We start from the raw sequence: 23,671 nt of genomic DNA, 5'->3' as shown, positions 1-23,671 counted from the left end.
ACAAGCGCCCACCGGTCACGGTGAGGTCACGCGGGATAGGCGTGCGTCTCCGTGGCCTTCACCGACGCCCAGACCGTCGCCCCCGGCCGCAGCGCGAGATCGGCGACGGCGGCCGGCGTCACGTCGGCGGCGGCCCTGAGCGGCCCGCCGAGCAGCACCCGGACGGTCCCGCCCTGCCGCTCGACCCCCTCCACGGTCGCCTCCCACAGGTTGCGCGGGCTGCCGTCGGGACGCGTCCGGTACAGCGCGACGGCTCCCGGCGCGAACGCCACGAACGCGGGGCCGTCGAGCGGCTCGTCCTCCGCCTCGGACACCGTGAGGCGCAGCCCGCCCACGTCCACCTGGCCGCCCTCGGCCTTCCCCCGGTACAGGTTGAGGCCGACGAGCCGGGCCACGTAGTCGGTGCGCGGGCGGCGCGCGACGTCGCCGGGCGCGCCCTCCTGGACCACGCGGCCGTCCTCGATGACGACGATGCGGTCGGCGAGGACCATCGCGTCGAGCGCGTCATGGGTGACCAGGACGACGACGCCGCCGAAGTCGGCGAGCTGGGCGCGCAGCCAGGCCCGGATCTCCAGGCGGGTGTGCGCGTCGAGGGCGGCGAGGGGCTCGTCGAGAAGCAGCAGTTCGGGTTCGACCGCCAGCGCGCGGGCGAGCGCCACCCTTTGCGCCTGCCCGCCGGACAGCTCTCGGGGACGTGCCTTCTCGTGTCCCTTGAGGCCGACCCTTGTGATCAGCGCCCTTGCGCGCTCGCGTGCGGCGGCCGCCCTGACGCCCCGGCTGCGCGGCCCGAACGCGACGTTCTCCAGCACCGAGAGGTGCGGGAACAGAAGGTAGTCCTGGAAGACCATGCCGACGGGCCGCCGCTCGACCGGGAGCGCGTCGAGCCGCGTCTTACCGAGGTGGATCTCGCCTTCGTCAAGGTCGACAAGGCCCGCCAGCGCGCGCAGAGCGGTTGTCTTGCCCGCGCCGTTCGGGCCGAGAAGGGCGACGACTTCCCCTCCGGCGATGTCCAGGGAGAGGTCGAGCCGGAATCCGCCGCGTCGCACGCCGATCCCGGCGCGCAGGCCGCTCATGGGATCCACCTGTCGCGCAGCGCGGTCAGGATCGCCACGGAGACCGCGAGCAGCACGAGGCTGAGCACGATCGCGGCCTCCGGATCGGTCTCCAGCGCGAGGTAGACGGCGAGCGGCATCGTCTGGGTCTCGCCGGGGAAGTTCCCGGCGAAGGTGATGGTCGCCCCGAACTCGCCGAGCGCGCGCGACCAGCACAGCACCCCGCCCGCGAGCACGCCGGGCGCGACGAGCGGCAGCGTGACCCGCCGGAACACCGTCCAGCGTGACGCGCCGAGCGTCGCGGCGGCCTCCTCGTAGCGGGGGTCGGCGGCCCTGAGCGCGCCCTCGACGGTGATGACGAGGAACGGCAGCGCCACGAACGCTTCGGCGACGACCACGGCTGCCGTCGTGAACGGGAGGGTGATGCCGAAGGCGTCGTCAAGGTACCTGCCGACGAGCCCGTTGCGGCCGAGGACGAGCAGCAGCGCCACACCCCCGACGACCGGCGGCAGCACCATCGGGACCGTCACCAGCGCGCGGACGAGTCGCCTGCCTCGGAAGTTCGTCCTCGCCAGCACCCACGCGAGCGGGACGCCGAGCACAAGGCAGACCGCGGTGGCGATCGTCGCGCTGACCAGGGAAAGGCGCAGCGCCTCAAGGACGGCGGGTTCGGCGAGACGCTGGGGGAGCGTGCGCCAGGGGGCGCGCACGAGGAGGCCGACGAGGGGGAGGATGAGGAAGCCGAGGGCGATGGCGGCGGGGATGGCGAGCATCCATGGGGCACGTGTCTTGCGCGTGGCCATGCCGTGTTCCGTCTCCTTCCTCGTGCTTCGGGGGCTTTGTGACCTGAGGGGCGGCGACGCCACGGGCTCTTCGCCTGTGGGGCCGCCGCCGTGTCCTCTAGCGCGCTAGGGGGTGGTGAAACCCGCCTTCGTGAAAAGGTCCTTGGCCTGGGGGGACAGGACAAGCGTGACGAACTGCGCGGCGAGGTCGCTCGCGGGGGCGTCCTTCAGCGCGACGACCGGGTAGTCGTTGATCGCCTTCTCCGCCTCGGGGAACGCGATGCCCTCGACCTTGTCGCCGGCCGCGAGCACGTCGGTGCGGTAGACCAGCGCCGCGTCCACCTCGCCGAGCGTGACCTTGGTGAGCGTCGCCTTGACGTCCTGCTCGAGGGTCACCGGGGTGATCTTCAGGCCCGCGGCCTCGATCGCCTTCTTCGCCGCCGCGCCGCACGGCACCTGCTCGGCGCACAGCGCGACCTTCACGTCGGGCTTCGCCAGGTCCGCGAAGTCCTTGATCTTGGCCGGGTTGCCCGCGGGCACCGCGATCTCCAGCTTGTTGCTGACGAACGTCGTCGGGCCCGCGGCGAGGGACGCGTCGACCACGGTCTGCATCGTCGCGGGGGACGCCGCGGCGAACACGTCGGCGGGCGCGCCCTGCGTGATCTGCTGGGCGAGGGTCGCGCTCGAGCCGAAGTTGAACTTGACGGTCACGCCGTCGTGCTCGGCCTCGAACGTCTTGCCGAGCTCGGTGAACGTCTCGGTGAGCGATGCGGCGGCGAAGACCGTCAGGGTCTCGGTCTTCTTGGCCTCGGTGTCGTCACCGCCGCCGCACGCGGCGGTGAAGGCGAGCAGGACGGGCAGCGCGAGCGTGAGCGCGCGTCGGAACACGGGGGTCTCCTTCGGGAGGTCGTCACGGCAACTCCACGACGACGTTCGTGGACTTGATGACGGCGACCGCGACCACGCCGGGCTCGAGCCCGAGGTCGTCGGCGGCCTGCCTGCTCATCAGCGAGACGACCCGGAACGGCCCCGACGCCAGCTCCACCTGCGCCATGACGGTGTCCCTGCGGACCTCCGTCACGATGCCGCGGAACCGGTTGCGCGCCGACGACCTGCCGTCGGCCCCGTCCGTCCCGACCTGGGCGCGCGCGAAGGTCGCGAGCGCCCTGCCGGTGACGATGCGGTGCCCGTTGTCGTCGCGTTCGGCTTCCAGCCTGCCGCCGTCCACCCAGCGCCGCACGGTGTCGGCGCTGACCCCGAGCAGTTCGGCGGCCTCGCTGATCCGGAACGTCGTCACGACCTCACCCTATCTATCGCACATTCAAGGAACAACCGGACATATGGCTTGCACCTGCTGGCTGAACTGCGACGATGGGCCGAACCTGCCAGGAGGGGACGGGCCGCCGCACCGACGCCGACCCGTCCCGATCATGCCTCAGAAATCCTCGTCGAACGCGACCGACCCTTCGACCGCGACCTGGTAGGCCGACACGCGGCGCTCGAAGAAGTTCGACAGCTCCTGCACGTCCTGCAGCTCCATGAACGCGAACGGGTTCGCCGTCCCGTACCGCGCCGGCATGCCGAGCCGCGCGAGCCGCCGGTCGGCCACGTACTCCAGGTAGGAGCGCATGTCGACCGCCGACATCCCCGGCAGGCCCTCCCCGCACAGGTCGTGCGCGAAGGCCAGCTCGGCCTCCACCGCCTCCTCAAGCATCTCGGTGACCTGCGCGGTCAGCTTGTCGTCGAACAGCCCGGGCTCCTCGGCCCGGACGGTGTCCACGACCGCGAACGCGAAGTCCATGTGCAGGGACTCGTCACGGAACACCCAGTTCGTCCCGGAGGCGAGGCCGTTGAGCAGACCGCGCGAACGCAGCCAGTACACGTACGCGAAAGCCCCGTAGAAGAACAGGCCCTCGATGCACGCGGCGAAACAGATGAGGTTCAGCAGGAAACCCCGCCTGTCCTCGGCCGTGCGCAGCTCGTCAAGGCCGGAGATCGAGTCGATCCAGCGGAAGCAGAACTCGCCCTTCGCCCGGATCGACGGGATGTGCTCGATCGCCGCGAACGCCTGGACCCGCTCCTCGTCCTCGCTGAGGTAGGTGTCGAGCAGCGTCAGATAGAACTGGACGTGCACGGCCTCCTCGAACAGCTGCCGCGAAAGGTACAGCCGCGCCTCGGGGCTGTTGACGTGCTTGTACAGGTTCAGCACGAGATTGTTCGCGACGATCGAATCACCCGTCGCGAAGAACGCCACGAGCCGCTTCACCAGGTGCAGCTCCTCGGGCGTCAGCTTCGCGAGGTCGGCGAGGTCGGAGGCCAGGTCGACCTCCTCCACCGTCCACGTGTTGCGGATCGCCGCGCGGTAACGGTCGTAGAAGTCCGGGTAACGCATGGGCCTGAGCGTCAGGTCCATGCCCGGGTCGAGCAGCGTCATTACTGGCACGCCTCACAGATCTCGGGGTTCTCCAGGGAGCACGCGACGGCGTCGGCGTCGATCGTCGCGACCGGCACGACGCCGGACGTGACGGCGTCGCCGGGGCCCGCCGCGGCCGCCTGGGCGGGGACGGTGGTCTGCGTGATCCGGGTGGCCGGACGCGACCGCAGGTAGTAGGTGGTCTTCAGCCCCGACTTCCACGCGTAGGAGTACATCGAGGACAACTTGCCGATCGTCGGCGTCGCCATGAACAGGTTCAGCGACTGCGACTGGTCGATGAACGGCGTCCGCGCGGCGGCAAGGTCGATGAGCGCGCGCTGCGGCAGCTCCCACGCCGTCCGGTAGAGCGCCTTGAGGTCGTCGTCGAGGACCGGGATGTCCTGGATCGACCCTTCCGCGCGCTTGATCGCGTCGCGGATCTCCGGAATCCACAGGCCGCGCTCGCGCAGGTCGCGCACGAGGTAGCGGTTCACCTGGAGGAACTCGCCCGACAGCGTCTCGCGCTTGAACACATTGCTGACCTGCGGCTCCACACACTCGTAGCAGCCCGCGATCGACGCGATCGTCGCCGTCGGCGCGATCGCCACGAGCAGCGAGTTGCGCAGGCCCGTCCGCGCCACGCGCTCCCGCAGCTCGGCCCACTCGGTGCTGCGCGCCGCGCCCGGGAAGTGGTCGGGGTGCAGCACGCCGCGCGCCGCCCGCGTCGCCCCGTACGACGGGTGCGCGCCGAGCTCCTCGGCCAGCTCCGACGACGTCCCGTACGCGGCGAGCGCGATCTCCTCGGCGATCGCCGTGGACAGCTCGCGCGCCTCGGGCGAGTCGAACGGGAGCCGCAGCGTGAAGAACACGTCGGCGAGGCCCATGACGCCGAGGCCCACCGGACGCCACCGCAGGTTCGCGCCGCGCGCCTCGTCGGTCGGGTAGAAGCCGCGGTCGATCGTGCGGTCGAGGAACCGCACGGCCGTCTTGACGGTCTCGCGCAGCCGCGCGAAGTCGAACCCGTCAGGTCCGACATGTCGGGCGAGGTTGACGGAGCCGAGGTTGCACACCGCGGTCTCCCCGTCGCTGGTGACCTCGAGGATCTCCGTGCACAGGTTCGACAGGTGCACCACGTTGCCCGGCTCGGCCGTCTGGTTGCAGGCGCGGTTCGCGGCGTCCTTGAACGTCATCCAGCCGTTCCCGGTCTGCGCGAGCGTCCGCATCATCCGCCCGTACAGCGCGCGCGCCGACACCCGCCTGACGTACCGTCCCGACTCCTCGGCGGCCCGGTAGGCGGCATCGAACTCCGCGCCCCACAGGTCGACAAGCTCGGGGACCTCCTTCGGGTCGAACAGCGACCACTCGGCGTCGGCCTCGACGCGGCGCATGAACTCGTCGGGGATCCAGTGCGCGAGGTTCAGGTTGTGCGTGCGCCGCGCGTCCTCACCCGTGTTGTCGCGCAGCTCGAGGAACTCCTCGACGTCGGCGTGCCACGGCTCCAGGTACACGCACGCCGCGCCCTTGCGCCGCCCGCCCTGGTTGACCGCCGCGACGGACGCGTCAAGCGTGCGCAGCCACGGCACGATCCCGTTGGAGTGCCCGTTCGTGCCGCGGATGAGCGAACCGCGCGAACGGATCCGCGACCAGGCGATCCCGATCCCGCCCGCGTACTTCGACAGTCGCGCGACCTGCGCGTACCTCTCGTAGATGGACTCGAGCTCGTCACGCGGCGAATCCAGCAGGAAGCACGACGAAAGCTGCGGACGGGCCGCGCCCGAGTTGAACAGCGTCGGCGACGACGGCAGGTACTCGAGCCGCGACATCAGCCCGTACAGCCGGCCCGCCTCGGCGACGGTGTCGGCGAGCCCGCACGCGACCCGCAGGAAGAAGTACTGCGGCCGCTCGATCACCCGGCGCGTGACGGGGTGGCGCAGCAGGTACCTGTCGTAGACCGTCCGCATCCCGAAGTACTCGAGGCGCGCGTCGGCGGCGTGGTCGACCAGCGCGTCGAGCTCGGCCGCGTGCTCGGCGACGAACGCCGCGGTCCGCTCGTTCAGCAGCCCCTGCGCGTGCGCCAGCGCCACCGACGCCGCGAACGACACCGCGCCCTCCCCGGCGGCCTCGTCGGCGATCAGCCCGGCCAGCAGGCCCGCCGCGACGCGTGACTGGTCGGGGTCTGCCGCGACCCGCGCGGCGGCCTCCCGGATGGCCTGCTCGCGATCGTGGGCCGCCACGGTCACCGTCATCTGCTCTCCCTCGCAGCATGTGCCCGAAGGCGCGCGAGGACGGCGCACGGCACAGCTCCGCGCACGCGTCCGCCGCCCTCCCTCGAGGCGTATGGACGTAACAGCGCGGGCAGGTCTTCGGACTCAGGGGCGCACACCACTCGCCTACCGGCCGTCGCTTCCCAGGCCCTCCCGGACCCAGTGCTCTGTGACGGCTTCCGTTCCCCTTCACCGCTGCGGGGCAGCTCCGGATTCCCACCGGATTCCCTCTCACCCCACCCCTCCCGGGGCGGACCAGCGCAAGAGAACTCTACATCTAGTACCCCCACCCCCCAACAACCTCAACATCTAGCCCCCTCCGCCCTCCCCCACCCCACCCAAACACCGCCCCGCCCCCCCACACCACCTGCACCCAAGACACACAAAGCCAGCCCAGCCCGCAAGCCCACACCACCACCCTCACCCTCCCGCACCCCCAACACCGCCCACACCACGCGCGCCCAAGGCACCCAAAGCCAGCCCAGCCCGGCAGCCCGCAAGCCCACACCAGCACCCCCACACCCCCAACGCCGCCCACACCACGCGCACCCAAGGCGCGCAAAGCCGCCACAGACCGGCGACGCACGAATCCACACCAGCATCCGCACACCCCCGCACCACCTGCACCACCCGCACCCAAGACACACAAAGCCAGCCCAGCCCAGCAGCCCGCGAGACCACACCACCCCCCGCACCCCCGCACCCCCGCACCCCCCGCACCCCCCGCACCCCCCGCACCCCCCCGCACCCCCCCGCACCCCCCCGCACCCCCCCGCACCCCCCCGCACCCCCCCGCACCCCCCAACGCTGCCCACACCACGGCACCCAAGGCACAACGCCAGCACAGCCCGGCGGCCCGTGAGTCCACACCAGCACCCTCACACTCCCGCAGCCCCAGCACCGCCCACACCAGGCACCCAAGGCGCGCAGCGCAGGCGCAGCCCGGCGTCCGGCGCGTCGCGCCGCAATCCAGCGCCTACCGTCCACGCCAGGCGCTCAAGGCGCGGGACGCCAGCACCGCGCGGCGGTCTGCGTGGCCGTGCTGCAAGTGGGCGCCCGCCGTCCACGACAGGTGCTCAAGGCGCGCGAAGTTTGGCACAGCCAGGCGGTCCGCACCGGGTACGCAAGGCGCAGCGACGCCAGCGCAGCGCGGTGGTCTGCGTGGTCGTGCTGCAAGTGGGCGCCCGCCGTCCACGCCGGGTGTTCAAGAGGTGCGGAGCCTGGCACGGACTGGAGGTCTGCGTGAGTGCGCTGCAGGCGAGCGGCCGCCGCCCATGCGCGCGCCCTGCTGGGAGTGGTCGGGGTCCGCGTGGCGGTACGGCGGTCGAGCGGCCTTCTGGGCGTTGAAGGCGTGGGCGCGACACACCGGACGAGTGTGGGTTGCGGAGTCCGGGAGGGTTGGGGTGGAAGGTGGGGGTGTGGAGGAAAAGTCCGAAGGTGTGGCGGAGGGGTACACGGTGACGCCGGAGTCGACGGTCCGGCATCGGACGCCCATCGAGGATCTCGGGCTTCCGGTGCGGGTGTACCGGGCGCTCATGCGGGCCGGCCTCGACAGCGTGGGCAAGGTCGTCGCACTCGAGCGTGCGGCCCTGGTCGAGCGGGTGGCGGGGCTATCCGACGAGATGGCGGGGGAAGTCGTCGCGGCGCTGCTGCGGCACCGGGCCACGGGGCCGCTCGTCGACGAGGTGCCCACTGACGTGCTCGTGCTGGGCGGGGCCGGGGTCGACACCGTCGTCAGGGTCGCGGCGCTGCCCGTGCCGTTCGCGGACTCCGTGCCCGCGCCCGGGATCACCGAGTACGCCGGGCACACCGGAACCGGCGTGGCGGTCGGTTGCGCGGCGCTGGGGCTGCGCGCCTGCCTTGTCGACTTCTTCGGACGGGACCCGCAGGCCGACATCGTCCTCCAGCGGCTCCGCGACAGCGGGGTGACGGTCACCGTCCTGCCCGCGCGGCGGACGCGTCGGTCGGTGAACCTGGTGGACCCGTCGGGGCGGCGCATGTCCTTCTACGACGGCCAGGACGAGCCCGGGACTCGCGTCCCCGAGGAGACCCTGCGGCGCCTCCTGCGCGACGCACGCCACGTCCACGTCTCGATCATGGACTTCGCCCGGCAGGTCTACCCGCTGCTCGACGGCCGTTCCTCGTCCACGGACCTGCACGACTGGGACGGCGCGTCCACCTACCACGAGGACTTCGCCTACTCCTCCGATCTCGTCTTCCTCAGCTCCGCCGCCCTGGGCCCGCGTACGCCCGAGGTCATGCGCCGCATCCTCGACCGCGGCCGCGCGCACACCGTCATCGCGACCGACGGAGCCGCCGGCGGCCGGTACCTGACCCGAGCCGAAGGCACAGTCCGCCCTTACCCCGCCGTGACGGGCACCCCCGCCGTCGACTCCAACGGCGCCGGAGATGCCTTCGTCTCCGGCTTCCTCTACGCCCACCTCAACGACCTCCCCCTCAAGACCGCCCTCCACGCGGGTGCCATCGCGGGCCACCACGCCTGCACCACCCCCGGCATCCACACCACCCCCCTCTCCCTCACCACCCTCCTCCCCCACCTCAACCCCACCCCCTGACCACCCCCACCAAGCCCCCACCCGCACCCACCCACCCACACCGGGCGTCGCGGGTTGGTGTCGCGGGTTGGTGTCGCGGGTTGGTGTCGCGGGTTGGTGTCGCGGGTTGGTGTCGCGGGTTGGTGTCGCGGGTTGGTGTCGCGGGTTGGTGTCGCGGGTTGGTGTCGCGGGTTGGTGTTCGATCGTGTAGCAGGTTCAGGCGTTCAGCGGGGTTGTTGGGCTGGGTCTGGTCTGGGGGTAAGGGGGTGGGGTGGGGGCGGAGGGTTTGGGCTTTGGTGGTGAGGTGGCGGTGTTCGGCTCGGCTGTGGGTGTGGCGGGCGGCTTTGCGGTAGGCGTCGGCGGCGGCCCGGGTGTCGCCCAGGAGTTCCAGGAGGTGGGCGCGGGTGGCGTGGTAGCGGTGGTGGGACGCGATGCGTTTGTCCTCGGCCAGGGCGGTGAGCGCTTCGAGGGCCGTGGCGGGGCCCTCGACCATGGCGAGGGCCACCGTGCGGTTCAGGGTGACCATCGGGCTCGGTTCGAAGCGGGCGAGGAGGTCGTAGAGGCCGAGGATCTGCGGCCAGTCCGTCTCCTCCGGTGAGGGCGCCTCGCTGTGCACGGCGGCGATCGCGGCCTGCAGCTGGTACGGGCCCAAAGGGCCCTTGCTCAGCGCCTCCTCGATGAGGGCGAGTCCTTCGGCGATGAGGTCGCGATCCCACAGGGCGGTGTCCTGCTCGGCGAGCGGCACAAGGTCGCCGTCGGGTGTGGTGCGCGCCGCGCGACGTGCGTCGTTCAGCAGCATCAGGGCGAGAAGGCCGCAGACTTCAGGATCGTCCGGGCGCGCCGCGCGAAGCATCCGGGTGAGCCGGATCGCCTCATCCGCCAGGGGTGGCGCGGTGAGTTCGCTGCCGGAACTCGCCGTGTAGCCCTCGTTGAAGACGAGGTAGAGCACCCGGGACGCCGCCCGCACCCGCTCGGGAAGCTCGCTCTCCGCCGGCAGCGTGAACGAGGCCCCCGACTCCCGGATCGCCTGTTTCGCCCGGCTGATCCGCTGCGCCATCGTCGCCTCAGGCACTAGGAACGCCGCCGCGATCTGCGCGGTGGTGAGCCCGCCGACCGCGCGCAGGGTCAGCGCTATCCGGCTCGGCATCGACACCGCCGGATGGCAGCACAGGAGCAGCAGCGTCAGGGAGTCGTCGCGATCGGGCGGGGAGTCGGCGGCCGCCCCCAGCAGCTCGGACTGCGGGGTGGCGACGGCCAACGCCTCCTCCCGCGCGCGCCGGGCGTGCTCGGACCGGAACGCGTCGAGCAGCCGGCGCGAGGCCACGGTGACGAGCCAGCCGCGCGGGTTGTCGGGAACCCCCTCACCCGGCCACTGCGCGACGGCCGCGGCGAGCGCCTCCTGGACCGCGTCCTCGCACGCTTCGAACTGGCCGTGCCGGCGCACGAGGTTCCCGAGGACCTGCGGCGCGAGGTCGCGCAACAGGTCCTCGACGGCTTGGCCGGACGTCACGGGCGCGGCGCCTCGTGCGGGACGGGCCAGACCTCCACGGGTTCCTGGTCGGCGATCGGCATCTCCGCGGCGATTTGGTACGCCCGCTCCTCGGAGGAGACGTCGAGCAGATAGAAGCTCGCCATGTACTCCTTGGTCTCCAGATACGGGCCGTCGGTGACCGCGGGCGCCCCTTCTACCCGGCGGACCAGCCTGGCGTTCACCGCGTCCGCGAGGCCATAGGCGCCGATGAGCTCGCCGGACTCCATGAAGCGCTTGTTGAACGCGTCCTGCGCGGCGACGACCTTGGGCCACTCCTCCGCGGGCAGCGAGTCCCACTTCTCCTGGTTGCCGTAGATCATCAGCAGGTACTTCATGTCCGCTCCTCTCCGACGCGCCCCTGCGGCGCGCTGCCACCCCATGGTCGGAGCCGTGCGCGCCACCTCGACATCCGCCGCTCGATCTCCCGAACAATTTTCTCAGCCCCCTTCATCCATCCCCACCGAAGCTAGGCGATCGACCCCGCCCCGCACATCATCCGTTCGCGGTCATTCCACGTACCGCCGATAGGTGATCCACAATGCCGGTGAACAGCGGTTTTGCCATAACTCGTCGGCTTTGGTCGGAGGGTGCGGCGCGCGTTGCCAAGAGATGGGCGTTTCGTCGGAAAAGTGGGGCGATGCCTGGCCCGAGACCCGGGCAGGTCTGCCGAGAAAGGCGACGATCGGGGGAGATCGATGGTTCGTTACGGGGCGGGCAAGGTCTACCTGGTCGGCGGCGGCATCGGCGCGCTCGCCGCCGCGGCCTTCCTCGTGCGTGACGCGGGAGTGCCCGGCACGGACATCACGATCCTTGAGCAGCTGCCCGTCGTCGGCGGTTCCATGGACGGGGCCAAGGCGCCCACGGCCGAAGGCGGGTACGTCACCCGAGGCGGCCGGATGTTCGAGGAGGAGCACTACGTCTGCCTGTGGAACCTCCTGGAGTCGATCCCGACGCTGGACGATCCCTCGGTCTCGGTCCGGCAGGAGTTCCTAGCGTTCAACATCGAGCACCCGACCCGCTCCAGGGCGCGTGTCATCAGGGGCGACAGGTCCATCGCCGACGCGGCGGACCTCGGTTTCGACACCCGTTCGAGGGCCGATCTGATGCGGCTGCTCGCGATGCCGGAACGCCTCATCGGCTCCCGGCGGATCGACGAGTTCTTCCAGCCGCCGTTCTTCGAGACGAACTTCTGGTGCATGTGGCGGACCACGTTCGCGTTCCAGACCTGGCACTCGGCCATCGAGCTGCGCCGCTACTTCCTCGCCTTCGTGCAGGAGTTCGACCGGATACACACGCTCTCGGGCGTCCGCCGCAGCAAGTACAACCAGTACGACTCGGTCATCCTGCCGATCCATCGATGGCTTGAGCGCGCGGGCGTCCGCACCGAGTACGGCACGACGGTCACCGACGTGCGCTTCGCCGACGCGTCATGCCGCCGCATGTCCGCGCTCGAGGTGGAGCGCGCCGAGGGGACGACGGTCATCGACCTCGATCCCGCCGACAGGGTCTTCCTCACCCTCGGCTCGATGACGGCCGACACCGCCTACGGCGACCGCGACACCGTGCCTGAGCTCATCAGGGACAAGCGCGACGGCTCCTGGAGGCTGTGGGAGAGGATCGCCGCCAAGGCCCCGGACTTCGGACGGCCACAGGCGTTCAGCTCCTCGGTCGACGAAAGCAAGTGGGAGTCCTTCACGCTCACCATGCACAGCCCGGCCCTGCTCGAACGAATCACCGCCTACACGGGCAACGTGCCGGGCTCCGGAGCGCTGATGACGTGGAAGGACTCCTCCTGGCTGTTGTCCGTCGTCGTCCCCGCGCAGCCCCACTTCCGCGACCAGGAGCCCGGGACGTACACGCTGTGGGGTTACGGCCTGTTCGGCGACCGCCCCGGCGACTACCTACGCAAGCCCATGGACGACTGCACCGGCGCGGAAATCCTCGACGAACTCCTCGGCCACCTGGGCTTCGACGACATCGCCGACGAGGTACGCCGCACTACCCAGATCACCACCGTGCAGATGCCCTACATCGACGCCCAGTTCATGCCGCGCGCCATAAGCGACCGCCCGTACGTGATCCCGAAGGGCGCACAGAACTACGCCTTCCTAGGACAGTTCACGGAAGTCCCCGAAGGCGTCGTTTTCACCGTGGAGTACTCCGTCCGCACCGCGATGATCGCCGTCTACCACCACTACGGAGTCACCAAGCCCATCCCGCCCATGTACCACGGCCTCGCGGACCCCAAGGTCGCCTTCACCGCCCTGCGCACCGCCCTGGGCTGACAAGACCACAGCCCATCCGAATACCGGTTTCCGCCCGCTCCCTGCCATGACTTAGTGGACCGGGTGCGGGCCGTGGCCCGGCTGCTCGCCAGGACGCAGGAGATGGTCGACGCGCCGCGCATCTTCGGGCTCGGCGGCCCGCCCTGGGTGGGGAAACGCGAGGTCACCAGGCGGTTCGCTGCCTTGTACGGGCACCTGTTCCCGGGCGGGGTGATCTATGTCGACTGCCAGAGTTCCGGCGCGGATCTCGCCGATGTGCGGGCGGTTCTCGCTGACGCGTTGGACAGGCGATCCAGTGCCGCCCTGTTGGCCGAACTCGCCGACGCGCACGTACTGCGCCGGGAACCTGGCGACGCGTACTCCTTCGCCAACAGACTCGTCAGGCTGCACGCGCGGGAGCGGGCAGAGGACGAGGCCCGTAACGGAGAGCTGAAGCGGCCACGAGGGTGGTGAGCGTACTGGTTGTACTGTCCTTCGGCCCTTGTAGAGCGCGGCATCGAAGTGGCGTCTCCGTTGAAGATGGCACGGAAGCGCCCGATCGCAGCCAGGTTCGACGCCGCTTTGGCCCTGGCGCATTTCGTACTTCAGGCGCAGTCAGTCGATCCGCATCCTCCTGGCCCCTCATGACGGCCGTGCCTGTGGGGGTCTTCATCGGCGCGATCTCGTCTTTCCCAGCTGGTAGGAGGACTTGGCAGCGTTCGTGCCTGTGGCGTGGCGGACGTCGATCACATCGCTCATGGAGCGGGAATGAGATTCCCGGCGTCAAGGCGAATTGTGGTCAATGGAAAGGCATATGAGCGATCGTGCGTTCAGTTCGCGTACCGATGATTTGTGCCGAAATCTAGATTCCGGCAAGGGTTAATTGCGTGACAATCCGGTCTTAATGCCTTCGGCGCTGGGTTACTATACTTTTTCACCGGGTGGGGCAAGAATGTGTTCATGCAAACATCATCGAGGCTGGCAGAATTGATCATGGCGTCCGGAAAAGAGCGGACGTTCGTCAAAGGCACAACGATTCTTGAGCAGGGTGATGAGCCCACTCATGTCGTGCTTCTGCGCGAAGGTTGCTGCAAGGTGGAAATCCGTGACTCAGAGGGGGCCATCCTTCTGGCGGCGGTCAGAAGGCCCACCGAAACTCTCGGCGCGCTGGGTGTCATGACCGGGAACCCGCGCACGGCCACTGTTACCGCGATGTCCACGTGTGTAACCACGGTGCTCGGCGCAGCTCGGTTCCGCTCCCTCCTGACCGAGCACCGGCTGGAGGGCGAGGTGAGTCGGCAGATGATGGCCCGTTTCGCCGAAGCAGAGCAGTGGCGGATAGAGCAGGCAACCCTGCCGGCCCGAGCGCAGGTCATCCACGCGTTGCTGCGGCTGTCGGACGCCGGACCCAGCGGCCAGTCGACTCTCGGTCTCACCCAACTTGAACTGAGCCAGGCGATCGGCCGGGATCTCACCGTCGTCTCCGCGGTGTTGCGTGAGTTGCGCAAGAGCGGGTTCATCAGGACCGTCCCCAGACTTGTGACGATCGTGGATGCAGCTCCGCTCCGCAGGCTCGTGGAGTGAACTCGGCGCGGTACAGGATTTCCCCTACCGCACCTTCCCGGTCCATTACACAGTTGAACCGTTCGCCCCCGTCCTTACAGGAGGTAGCAGTGGAAACCTACTGCGCGTTCTTCAGCTACGACATGGAGCGGTTCAGCGGTCACTCCGCCGTCCAGCTCCCCTCCCTGGAGCGGACCCTGCACCAAGCGGTCGAGGCAGCGTGCGCGCTTTCGGGTCTCACCAGCCACTGGGTCTCGGCAGTTCGGGAGGGGGCTGGAGACGGTGCCCTCGTGGTCATGTCCCATCGAGCGCTTCCCCGGCTCATTGACACCTTCCCGGCTCAGCTCCAAAGGATCCTCCATGACCGAGATCCGGATCTGCGTGCTCAGCGCGCCCGGATCCGGCTCAGGGTGGCCATCGACTCGGGGCTAGTGGATGACGTCCGCACCACGTCCGCGCCCAAGGTCAAAGTCAGCCGGTTGGTAGACAGCACCGCCCTGCGCGAGGCGTTGAGCCGGAGCCATCCGGACGTGACCTTCGTCGCGCTCCTGCTGTCGGCCGAGGTCTTCACGCACTATGTCGCCGGCGGCTGGACAAAACTCCACCCGGCCCAGTTCGTCCCCTGCCAGGTCCGTGTGCGGAACTTCGAGCACACCGGCTACCTCCATGTGCCGGTTCCTTCTCTGGCGGATACCGAGCACCACGACCGAGCCGAGGACTGACGGCTCAGGTCCGCAAGCTTCCATCCACCTCATCCCACCTCACCGCCGGTACGTTCCGGCCACATCCGCGAGGTTCGACATGCCCGAATGTCCACGAGGTTCATCCACGATCATTGTCCGAAACCGAGGCGCCCTGGTCGGCCAGCCCGCCGAACGAAGGCCTGAGACCAGATTCGTCGTGCCGGGGCGGATGCGTGAGGCCCGCAGAAAGGCGAGGCGCGGCCTCGTCGTTCTCACGGGAGCCAATGGCGTCGAGACGACGGCAGTACGCCTCCTCGTGGAGGTCTGCACGCCGGGCACCGTGCCGGTCCAGCTACCGGACGGGCTCGACTTCCAGGACTGGCTGCCGGATCGTGACGGCGGCTATCTCCTTCGGGGTACGGCCACCCGTCTCCTGGAATGCCCGGCATCGCTGTCGCGCTTGATTGCGCGACTACGGGGTGCCCACGCCACTCTGGTCATCGTCGTGCCCTCCGGGCAACGGCTTACCGAGCAGGCGGCGATAACGGCCGCCGAGTACCTGGTGCAGTGTTTGCCACCGGATCCCCGGCAGGTCTTCACCACGCGAGTCGAGGCCGACGCTCAAGATCCGCGAAAACTTCTAAGTGCTGTTCCCGATGGATTCCTCTCGCGGTTCCTCCCTCCTTGGTCGTCTCCGCAGGACGCTGTGGATGTCGCCGAGGCGCTGACGCTCCACGAGAGCCCGGACGGGCTGACGAGGGAGCGTACGCACGACGTCCGCGCGAGCCCCGATCACCAGGCTGACCTGGAGATTGCCGGGCTTCTCCAGGGCGTCACGGATCAGGACGTCATGGATGTGCTGATCGCCGCGGCGGTGTTCCGTGGGCAACCTCTGCGGGTTGTGCTCAGTGAAGCCGAGCGTCTGGCCTCACTGAGCGAAACACCCGACAGTGTGCGGTTCGACGGGGCCAAGGCGCTGTCTGCGGCAGCCCGGCTCGCGGGAATCCGGCTGGAAGCGGCGGATCATGGTGAATCCCGGATCTTCTTCTCGCGTTCCGGCTGGGCGGACGCGCTTTTGAGGTGCGCTTGGCGCGATCGCCGGTCGGGGCTTCTCTCACGGTGGCTGGCTGGTGTCGCTGATCGCGCGCTGGTTGAGCAGGCCGGATGGGCGCTGGGGCTTTCGATACCCCCGCGCTTGCGCCCGCTCCGTCCCACCGAGATCCGGAACTGCGCGCTGCGGAAAGAACCCCTGGCCACGCAGGTGGCAGCGGCAGCGCTGCGCGCGCTCCTGAACGAATCCGCTCACTACGATGAGGCGGCCAAACTCCTCGGCGGCTGGACCTGTGGTGACAGCCAGAATCTCCACCACTTGGCGGCCCTGACCTGTGGTTTCGGTTCTGCGACCGCGCCGCTTGGACCTTCTCTGACGCTCATCCGTCGGCTGGCCCGTCGCCTTGAGGCCGATTACCACCGGCCAACCGACGACGCTGCGCGGGAGGCCGTCCTTACGCACTTCCGCGCCGGAAACCGGCACAGGATTCTGAACGAACTGGTCGCATGGACCTCGTACGGCGAGGCGGAGGGTGTCTACGCCACGATGCTGTTCCCCAGCCTTGTCCAGACAGACCTGCACTGGTTTCACGATCGGATAGGGCGGGGCGGTGAAGGGGCCTACACGGTCATGCTCATCCAGCGCACGCTCCGCCTCCACGGACCTGGAGGAAAGCTCCGCGACGTCCTGGCGACCTGGCAGCGCTTGGCCTCCCGGTGCCCTTTCGACACTGACACCTTCGGCGATCTTCTGGAGGCGGTGGGTACCGATGGGCATCCCCAAGTCCAGGAGTTCCTCCATGACCTTCACCACAATAGCTGAGGAGCGTCCATGTCCTTCTCCGGTTGTCACGTTCTGTCACGCGCGCTCGAAGAACACGTCGATCCTGACGGCCACCCCGGTCTCCAGATCATCACTGATTCAGGCCCCCTGCACCTCACCGCGCATGAGGCACGGGACGCGGTCCGCGCGCGGGACGGGGACGTCGCGTTGCGAGCCGCTGTCTGGCGGGCCGTGATCCTGACCGCGCGAAACGAGCACGCGGACGACCGCACACGCCTGTTCGCCCTCTGGCTCGCCGACCCATGGTTGCGCAGGACCCTGACTCTGGTGCGCACCCTGCTCGGGGTCACGCACGAGGACTTCGAGGCCGAGTTCACGGTGAGTTTCCTGGAAGCGTTGTCCGTGATTGACGAGGAGCCGCCCGACCTCGGTGACCGCCTGCTCAGGGCAGCCTCCGCTCCCGTCTGGCGTGCTGCCCAAAAGCTTTCCAAATGGATCGAGTTCCAACTCCCGTCGGATCTGCCCTTCGCCGATGGCCTGGATATCCCCTCAGCCGACCTATGGGAACTGGAGATTCAGCCGCCGTTTGGCGGAGACCGCCTTTCCGCCTCACTCCGGGTCGTGGGTTCGGCGACCGAGGTTGAGGGCATCAGGGTAGGTGCACTCGCCAGCCGCATGGGCTTGTCGGAGTTCGTCTACAGGGCGCGCAGGCCCGCTAAAGGCGTCCGAGTGGGGACTCTGCGGCTCCGTCCGGCCGGAGCCGCACGATGACCGGGTCTCCGCTGTCTTTTCCAGAACTCTTCCAGCTGCCGTCGGTCCTCGACCTGCGGACCGCCGCGCTGGCCTTCGGCATCAGCACCTCCACCGCTTACCGGCTCAACCGGAAGAACGAGTTCCCTTGCCCGGTGATCCGCGTCGGTCGCCACTACCGGGTTCCGACCGCCGGTGTCTTCAGGGCACTTTGCATCGACGAACTGCCCATCTATACCGATGACCTCGCCCGCGGCATCGAATACGAGGAGAAGAGGAACGACTACCTGTGACCGTCACAGCACCGCCGCCCACCGGCGGGCCCGAGGACGCGCCCGGCCGAGCGTGGACCTGCTTTGCCATCGGTCCGCTCGGCGACGCGCTGGCCGAACTGGGGACTCCAGCCCGTGAGATTCACGAGAGCGCCCTTTACGTCTACGAGAACATCACCCAGGCCGCGTGCCTCCCCTTCGGAATTACCCCGTTTAGGGCAGACGAACTGCCGGGAACCGGAGAGATCCTCGATCAGGTGTGTCAGCAGGTAAAGGATGCTGACCTGGTCATCGCCGACCTCAGCGGCCTCAATCACAATGTGGTCTTCGAATTGGCATTGCGGCAAGGCACCGGCAAGACCACGATCCAACTATCGGACGGTGGTGACCTTCCTTACCATCTCTCGAAAGTACGGACCATCCGCTTCCGCCGAACCCCGCACGGCATGGTCCAGGCCCGCGAAGAACTGCGGCGGACCCTTGAGGCGGGCCTGCGCGACGGATTCGACATCCTCACCCCGGCCCGGATCCTCAACGGTGTCGTCGTCGCGAAGCACGACGATCTGCTTGGTGTTCCGGACGACGAGGACCGTCTTGGGCTATTCGAGGCAATGGTCCGCATCGAGGAGGACTTTGAGGCGATCCCTGAGGACATTGCGGAGATCAAGGCCGCGTTCGAGGCATTCGGAGCCGTAAACGAGGCGTTCGGCGCGGACTTCACTCGAATAGGGGACGCGGGCTCGCCCAAGGCGGGCAGGGCGGTGGCCGTCCGCTACGCCGCTGCGGTCAGCGGCCCGGCGAATTCCCTTGACGACGCTGCGGCCCGCTTCCTTGAGCGGATGCGGAGCCTGGACACCGGGCTCCGCGGAGTCCTGGAATTCATGGCGTCCACCCCTCAGACGCAGTGGCCGGATGAGGCCGAGAGCTTTCTCCGTGAGATTGCCTCTTTGGCCGGTACCTATGAGGAGCAGCCCTCTGAGATCCGGGAATTCTCCTCCTTTCTAAATTGGGCCGGAAACAGCTCTTCGGCAATTCGAAAGCCGTTCCGGAGAATGTCGGATGCGATTGGCAGGGTGGAGAAAGCATTTTCCTTCTTCCAAAACTGGGCCGGGATCGCCCAGAGCCTTCTAGAAGGGCAGAATCTCAAATGATCAAGAGTATCACTATGGGCTTTGCCCGGCAGCGGATCACAGTCGCGCTGGCCGACGGACGGCGTGCTCATGGTCCTCTTGACGTTGGCTGCGCCACCGCTTGTGACGAGATTCTCTCGGCCACATGGACCGCTGGAGAGCGGACCCTGGTGTTGGAACTCAGGACCGGGAACATCGAGGTGGAGTTCGGGCTCGATCCTGCGGAGGATCTCCAGCAGATCGCTCGTCGGCCAGTCGTCTACCTTGATCAGAACCACTGGATCTCCCTTGCACGGGCGCGGCACAGCCCTGACAAGATCGGGGATCGGCGCACCCTGGACGCCGCTTATCAGGTTATGGATCTGGCCCGCTCCCAAAAGATCATCCTGCCTCTCTCGGCCGACCATTTCACAGAGACGGCGCGCGCGGTAGGCCACCGCAGACTCACCCTCGCGGCGGTGATGCTGGAAATGTCGCGCGGGTGGCGGATGCTCGACCCGCTCGCCGTCAGGGACCAGGAACTCGAACGTATCTTCGCGGACCTGGCGGGACAAGGAGAGCGGCGAGGGAACGCAGTTCTCACATCGAATCCGATGGCTATCTGGTCGATGGCGGAACCGGCCTCACCTCGCCTGGGCACAGTCGGCCGCAGGGTCGTAGATATCTTGAGTACCTCCTCCGTCCTGCTTGCCGACGAGCATGAGGACGCGGGTGTTGAACAGGTCCTCGGTTGGGTCGGCAAGCACAACGACCTCGCGCACTTCTTCGGTGGCAACCCGAGGACCCGGAGCCAGAAAGAACTTGCTGCCTTCGCCCTGTCGCTCGCGGACATGCGCACTGAACTCGCCATGGCCGCCACGAAGGCGGGACTGTCTCCCCAGCTGTTCCAGGCTTGGGTCGCAGCAGATCCTTACGCCGATCTAGCAACTCTCCCGTTCGTCGGTCGTGTCATCCGGGCGACCCACCGCCGGGTCCGCGACCCGGGCGACCGCTGGGAACGGAACGATCTGGGCGACCTCTACTTCCTGGCCTGTGCGGCAGGTTACGCGACGGCCGTGGTCGCGGAGAAAAAGGCTGCGGCCTATCTGCGGAGCCAGAGTGGTGATCCGCTTGGAGGCGGCACCGTCGTGAGCTCGCTGCCTGACCTCTTCCCCTTCTTGGACTCTCCATGCTGAACAGGACGGGTATCGGGGAGACCAGGCGGGTCAATTATCCGCCGAGCGAGCGCGATGGCGAATGCCGCGGCTTCCTTCTTTCCGTCCCCGTCGACGTGGCTGCGGATCGCGGCGATGGTGAGGGAGGGAACAGACGGGTTCAGGTGCGCGGCACCCGCGAAGCCTGCGCCCTGGCTGCCGATCGACACCGCATCCTCGCGGAACTCGTGGATCGACCAGATCAGGGGCCTGTCCGCAGTGAAGTCCGACGCGATGACGGGTTTGAACTGCACCCTCGGTTCGCGTCCGGACACAAGGAGGTTCAGCCAAGAGCCGGAGGAAGCGACGTGCCTGGCGAGCTGTTCGAGTTCATGGGAGGACGCCCAGCTGTGGGGACGGAGCAGGAGCCCCTGCGTACCGTTCACCCCGTCCGGGCAGGCGTACACCCGAGTGCCGACGACGACGTCGCCTGGGGCGGAGTCGTCGGACACGCTGCTCCCCACCGCCATGAAGAACATCGCCGCTGGAGCGAACTCCGCGACCGCCCGTTCGGCCACCAGTGCCGCGTCGATGCCACTTGTAGCCGTCATTCCGAGGGCGACAGTAAGCCTGGCAGCCGTCCGGGCTTCCCCGGATTCGAACAGCGTTCCCGCCCTGTGGCGGTGCGAGCGGAGCCGCAGGAGGTGATCCCGTACTCTCCCGTAGATCACGTCGTCGCTGGTGAGGATAACCACGGGATGCCGCTGGTCAGCTCGGTTCTTCATGAGGCGAGCATGGACTGGCGTGAACTCCACCCGATGAGTGCCGACGAGACCGCCGTTTCGGAAGGAATCGGCCTAGGCTGTGGCCAGGTGGGGAGCGGATGATCCCGATGAGAAAAGACGAGTCCTTGATGGTCCGCAGGCCTCGCCCGCTACCCCGGCCACGCACTGGTCCTGGGCCGCGTGGCGAACTCAAAAAGCTGGTCTACGAGCTCTATCTACGAGCGGAGACACCGGCTCTGGAAACCATCGCGCACCGGATGGCGGACGATGACGGCCTGCCAGGGTCCCCTGGCAAAGACGCGATTCGCCACATCATCTGCGCGGCCGAACTTCCCAGATCTCAGGCCGACACGGTGGCCACCGTCGCTGTGCTTGCCAGGATGGCGCGGTGGAATGTGCCCGACACCGTCGCCTTGGCCCGACGGCTCTGGAGTGAGGCGCTCGCCGAAGGCGAACTCGGCTCACCGGTCACCGATCTCACTGACCCTCTCGCCTTCGGGGTTCACAGGCCCATTCCGGTCCCAGGCCCAAATGGACCCGCGCTCCCTCCCTATGTGAACCGACGCCACGACGTGGACCTCCGAAGGCGACTTGCCCTCGCCGAGGATGGCCAGAGTTCGGTGGCAGTCCTGGTCGGCGAGCCCTCGAGCGGGATGACCCGTTCCCTCTGGGAGGCTGTGCAACACGTCAGCAGAGAGTGGCGGGTCTGGCATCCCGAAGCCGCGGACTGTTCGTCGTCCTTGCTCCGGAGACTCGAACGGGTCCGGCCTAAGACCGTAATCTGGCTCGACCGGGCGGAGGACCACCTCCTTACCCCGGACCCCGGGCTCGGTGTGCGGTTCGCCGCAACTTTCCGTGACCTGTTGCGCGACCCGGAACGTGCGCCTGTACTCGTCCTCGGGACCCTGTGGACCTCCTCGTGGGAGCGAATCTTCGCGACGCCCGTCAGCAACGAGATCCGCGCTCTGCTCACTGGGAACACATTCCGGGTGCCAGAGCGGTTCAACGAGGCCGAATTGGCCGAGGCACTCGCCACAACCGACCCGAGGCTGGAGGAGGCGGTGCGCCATGCGGTCCGTGGACGCACCACGCAGTATCTGGCGGGTGTGCCGCAACTGCTGGAGCGCTACTGGAATGCGGGGTCTGTGGCGCGGGCGGTGCTGCATTCGGCGATGGACGCCCGGCGACTCGGCCATGGAAAGGCACTGCCGTCGCCCTTCCTGCGGGAGGCTGCCTTCTCCCTTCTCGAAACAGAAGGCGAAGGCGACGCTCCCGGTCCGGCCGCCGACGACTGGTTCGAACAGGCGACCGCCTACCTCACCGCTCCGTGTGCCGGGTCGACCGGACCGCTGTCGCTGACACGGCTGTCATCGAGATCCGCCACGACGGATCCTCCGTTTGTGCTGGCTGGATATCTCGACTATGTCGGGCGGAAGGAGAGGGTAGGTCTCCCCAGCGCGGTACTCTGGGAGTCGCTCCTCGATCACGGAGACCCACAGTATCTGCCGGGCCTGGCAGGTGAGGCCGCGAAGGCCGACCTGGCGCGCCTTGCCTCGCTGCTCAACCTCAAGGCAGTCCGCTCTGGGTTCACCAGCGGCGCGAGTCACCTGCTGAAAGCGCTATGTGCTGTCGATTCCCGTGCGATTCCCGACGCGTCCCTGTGGATTGTTGAACGGGCACAGATTCGTGTTGCATCTTCGATCGCGTCGTTGTCGCGCATTCTGGCCGAGCTCTCGGCGGACGACGCGCTCGGAGTGCTGTTCGAACGAGTGGCCGTCGAGGCTGCGGCGCTGGATTTGTCTGATCCAGAGGGCACAGCTGACCTCCTGGTGGCGGCACGGCGCCATACGTCTACCGAACTCGTTGAGAGACTCGCGCACCGAGCCAAGGCATGCCTCGATCCAACCGATGCGCGCGCGGTGGCCTGTCTGCTCAAGGCGTTGCGACGCATCGGACGCGACCCGATCTATTCAGAGAGTCTCACAGTGGAGGTTGAAGCCCTCGATCTCAGTGATCCGCGCGGCCTCGCCACGTTGATCTCTGTACTGGCGCACTCCGGCAGCCCGGCACTCGCCGACCTGGCCGACCGGATTTGCACCGAGACTGCGTTGATTGATCTACGGGATCCGCATGAAGCCGCGAACCTGCTGAAGAAAGTGAGCTCGCTTGGTCAGGCGGAGACCGCTGCGGCACTGGTCAGGCGTGTCCTCACTGACACCGAACTGGTAGACCCGGGTGGCGTCGCCTTCCTCTTGCTGGTGACACGCGCCGCCACCTGTGCGCAGGACGCCCGAGCACTGGCGGAGGCAGCCCTGACGCGAACCGATGCCACCGACCTCGTCGGTGTGTCCGCTCTGCTCGAGTCGATGAGGCGCACGGGAATGCCGGACCTGGCAATGGCCTTCCTCACCGAACGGGGTCCGCTTGACTCCGTCGGAACTCTCGACGGAGTCTCCTACCGACGGTTGTATCGAGTCCTACGTAGCCTGCGCGCGGAACCCTACCTCCGAATGCTCCGACAGAATCCACCCGAAGGGCGTCCTACACCGGACATCGGTCTTAAAAGACGGCCCCACCGGTTCGGTTGGGAACCCGATGGATCACCGTCGCGGCCATGGACCTGGCTCGACCTCCTGGAACGGACCACATGAAGGAGACGA

The 23,671-nt window shown here is 68.2% G+C and carries 20 protein-coding genes and 1 riboswitch; of the genes, 11 read left to right on the top strand and 9 right to left on the bottom strand.

All coding sequences use genetic code 11. The annotated features are described in order from the left end of the window. Nucleotides 1-26: 26 nt before the first annotated feature. The 6 genes from R9X44_RS22615 to R9X44_RS22590 all read right to left on the bottom strand — a co-directional run bounded on the left by R9X44_RS22615 (nt 27) and on the right by R9X44_RS22590 (nt 6,493). Complete coding sequence (locus R9X44_RS22615; RefSeq protein ID WP_319816252.1) at nt 27-1,073, bottom strand: ABC transporter ATP-binding protein; 1,047 nt, start codon at nt 1,071-1,073, stop codon at nt 27-29. Then, nucleotides 1,070-1,855, bottom strand: coding sequence for a molybdate ABC transporter permease subunit (gene modB, locus R9X44_RS22610; RefSeq protein ID WP_319816251.1), 786 nt, complete (start codon nt 1,853-1,855; stop codon nt 1,070-1,072). Before modB ends, R9X44_RS22615 begins: the two co-directional genes overlap by 4 nt. A 105-nt stretch (nt 1,856-1,960) precedes the next feature. Further along, entirely contained in the window at nt 1,961-2,722 is a 762-nt protein-coding gene (gene modA, locus R9X44_RS22605; RefSeq protein WP_319816250.1) for a molybdate ABC transporter substrate-binding protein, read from the bottom strand. A 22-nt stretch (nt 2,723-2,744) separates the two neighbouring features. Beyond that, entirely contained in the window at nt 2,745-3,131 is a 387-nt protein-coding gene (locus R9X44_RS22600; RefSeq protein ID WP_319816249.1) for a helix-turn-helix transcriptional regulator, read from the bottom strand. 138 nt (nt 3,132-3,269) lie between these two features. After that, complete coding sequence (locus R9X44_RS22595; protein WP_319816248.1) at nt 3,270-4,268, bottom strand: ribonucleotide-diphosphate reductase subunit beta; 999 nt, start codon at nt 4,266-4,268, stop codon at nt 3,270-3,272. Further along, nucleotides 4,268-6,493, bottom strand: coding sequence for a ribonucleoside-diphosphate reductase subunit alpha (locus R9X44_RS22590; protein WP_319816247.1), 2,226 nt, complete (start codon nt 6,491-6,493; stop codon nt 4,268-4,270). Before R9X44_RS22590 ends, R9X44_RS22595 begins: the two co-directional genes overlap by 1 nt. 90 nt (nt 6,494-6,583) lie before the next feature. Further along, nucleotides 6,584-6,786: riboswitch (cobalamin riboswitch) on the bottom strand. A 1,143-nt stretch (nt 6,787-7,929) separates the two neighbouring features. Between R9X44_RS22590 and R9X44_RS22585 the strand changes: the two genes are divergently transcribed. After that, the gene (locus R9X44_RS22585; RefSeq protein WP_319816246.1) at nt 7,930-9,087 is read left to right on the top strand and encodes a PfkB family carbohydrate kinase; all 1,158 of its coding nucleotides are present in this window, start codon (nt 7,930-7,932) and stop codon (nt 9,085-9,087) included. On the opposite strand, the gene R9X44_RS22580 is transcribed toward R9X44_RS22585, so the two are convergent. Continuing rightward, a complete protein-coding gene (locus tag R9X44_RS22580) occupies nt 9,071-10,576 on the bottom strand; it encodes an RNA polymerase sigma factor (protein WP_319816245.1) in 1,506 nt (501 codons plus the stop codon). The genes R9X44_RS22585 and R9X44_RS22580 overlap by 17 nt on opposite strands. After that, complete coding sequence (locus tag R9X44_RS22575; protein WP_319816244.1) at nt 10,573-10,932, bottom strand: YciI family protein; 360 nt, start codon at nt 10,930-10,932, stop codon at nt 10,573-10,575. The genes R9X44_RS22580 and R9X44_RS22575 overlap by 4 nt, the downstream gene beginning before the upstream one ends. 360 nt (nt 10,933-11,292) lie before the next feature. Between R9X44_RS22575 and R9X44_RS22570 the strand changes: the two genes are divergently transcribed. The 9 genes from R9X44_RS22570 (at nt 11,293) to R9X44_RS22530 (ending at nt 20,268) form a co-directional block, all read left to right on the top strand. Further along, entirely contained in the window at nt 11,293-12,882 is a 1,590-nt protein-coding gene (locus R9X44_RS22570; protein ID WP_319816243.1) for an oleate hydratase, read from the top strand. 54 nt (nt 12,883-12,936) lie between these two features. Beyond that, on the top strand, nt 12,937-13,335 hold the full coding sequence (locus R9X44_RS22565) for a hypothetical protein (RefSeq protein ID WP_319816242.1): 399 nt from the start codon (nt 12,937-12,939) through the stop codon (nt 13,333-13,335). 486 nt (nt 13,336-13,821) lie between these two features. Further along, nucleotides 13,822-14,445: a Crp/Fnr family transcriptional regulator gene (locus R9X44_RS22560; RefSeq protein WP_319816241.1), complete on the top strand. Its 624-nt coding sequence runs from the start codon at nt 13,822-13,824 to the stop codon at nt 14,443-14,445. Between the two features lie 89 nt (nt 14,446-14,534). Then, nucleotides 14,535-15,146, top strand: a complete 612-nt coding sequence (locus R9X44_RS22555) for a hypothetical protein (RefSeq protein ID WP_319816240.1) — start codon at nt 14,535-14,537, stop codon at nt 15,144-15,146. Between the two features lie 190 nt (nt 15,147-15,336). After that, entirely contained in the window at nt 15,337-16,980 is a 1,644-nt protein-coding gene (locus R9X44_RS22550) for a hypothetical protein (RefSeq protein WP_319816239.1), read from the top strand. Between the two features lie 9 nt (nt 16,981-16,989). Continuing rightward, nucleotides 16,990-17,712: a hypothetical protein gene (locus R9X44_RS22545; protein WP_319816238.1), complete on the top strand. Its 723-nt coding sequence runs from the start codon at nt 16,990-16,992 to the stop codon at nt 17,710-17,712. Continuing rightward, on the top strand, nt 17,709-17,984 hold the full coding sequence (locus tag R9X44_RS22540; RefSeq protein WP_319816237.1) for a DNA-binding protein: 276 nt from the start codon (nt 17,709-17,711) through the stop codon (nt 17,982-17,984). Before R9X44_RS22545 ends, R9X44_RS22540 begins: the two co-directional genes overlap by 4 nt. Beyond that, a complete protein-coding gene (locus R9X44_RS22535) occupies nt 17,981-19,114 on the top strand; it encodes a hypothetical protein (protein WP_319816236.1) in 1,134 nt (377 codons plus the stop codon). Before R9X44_RS22540 ends, R9X44_RS22535 begins: the two co-directional genes overlap by 4 nt. Continuing rightward, on the top strand, nt 19,111-20,268 hold the full coding sequence (locus R9X44_RS22530) for a hypothetical protein (RefSeq protein ID WP_319816235.1): 1,158 nt from the start codon (nt 19,111-19,113) through the stop codon (nt 20,266-20,268). The genes R9X44_RS22535 and R9X44_RS22530 overlap by 4 nt, the downstream gene beginning before the upstream one ends. On the opposite strand, the gene R9X44_RS22525 is transcribed toward R9X44_RS22530, so the two are convergent. Continuing rightward, entirely contained in the window at nt 20,175-21,011 is an 837-nt protein-coding gene (locus R9X44_RS22525) for a hypothetical protein (RefSeq protein ID WP_319816234.1), read from the bottom strand. The two genes, R9X44_RS22530 and R9X44_RS22525, sit on opposite strands and share 94 nt — an antisense overlap. 257 nt (nt 21,012-21,268) lie before the next feature. On the opposite strand from R9X44_RS22525, the gene R9X44_RS22520 reads away from it, so the two are divergent. Then, on the top strand, nt 21,269-23,662 hold the full coding sequence (locus tag R9X44_RS22520) for a hypothetical protein (protein ID WP_319816233.1): 2,394 nt from the start codon (nt 21,269-21,271) through the stop codon (nt 23,660-23,662). Nucleotides 23,663-23,671: the final 9 nt, after the last annotated feature.

The organism is Actinocorallia sp. A-T 12471 (assembly GCF_033875155.1).
Taxonomy (GTDB): domain Bacteria; phylum Actinomycetota; class Actinomycetes; order Streptosporangiales; family Streptosporangiaceae; genus Actinocorallia.
The sequence above is the reverse complement of the archived record's forward strand: the minus strand, read 5'-3'. Positions and strand labels throughout refer to the sequence as shown.

Coding starts and splice junctions, on each gene's coding strand:
- R9X44_RS22570 (WP_319816243.1), top strand. CDS start 11,293: ATGGTTCGTTACGGGGCGGGCAAGGTCTACCTGGTCGGCGGCGGCATC.
- R9X44_RS22540 (WP_319816237.1), top strand. CDS start 17,709: ATGACCGGGTCTCCGCTGTCTTTTCCAGAACTCTTCCAGCTGCCGTCG.
- R9X44_RS22525 (WP_319816234.1), bottom strand. CDS start 21,011: ATGAAGAACCGAGCTGACCAGCGGCATCCCGTGGTTATCCTCACCAGC.
- R9X44_RS22615 (WP_319816252.1), bottom strand. CDS start 1,073: ATGAGCGGCCTGCGCGCCGGGATCGGCGTGCGACGCGGCGGATTCCGG.
- modB (WP_319816251.1), bottom strand. CDS start 1,855: ATGGCCACGCGCAAGACACGTGCCCCATGGATGCTCGCCATCCCCGCC.
- R9X44_RS22520 (WP_319816233.1), top strand. CDS start 21,269: ATGGCGGACGATGACGGCCTGCCAGGGTCCCCTGGCAAAGACGCGATT.
- R9X44_RS22550 (WP_319816239.1), top strand. CDS start 15,337: ATGCGTGAGGCCCGCAGAAAGGCGAGGCGCGGCCTCGTCGTTCTCACG.
- R9X44_RS22575 (WP_319816244.1), bottom strand. CDS start 10,932: ATGAAGTACCTGCTGATGATCTACGGCAACCAGGAGAAGTGGGACTCG.
- R9X44_RS22545 (WP_319816238.1), top strand. CDS start 16,990: ATGTCCTTCTCCGGTTGTCACGTTCTGTCACGCGCGCTCGAAGAACAC.
- R9X44_RS22560 (WP_319816241.1), top strand. CDS start 13,822: ATGCAAACATCATCGAGGCTGGCAGAATTGATCATGGCGTCCGGAAAA.
- R9X44_RS22530 (WP_319816235.1), top strand. CDS start 19,111: ATGATCAAGAGTATCACTATGGGCTTTGCCCGGCAGCGGATCACAGTC.
- R9X44_RS22590 (WP_319816247.1), bottom strand. CDS start 6,493: ATGACGGTGACCGTGGCGGCCCACGATCGCGAGCAGGCCATCCGGGAG.
- R9X44_RS22595 (WP_319816248.1), bottom strand. CDS start 4,268: ATGACGCTGCTCGACCCGGGCATGGACCTGACGCTCAGGCCCATGCGT.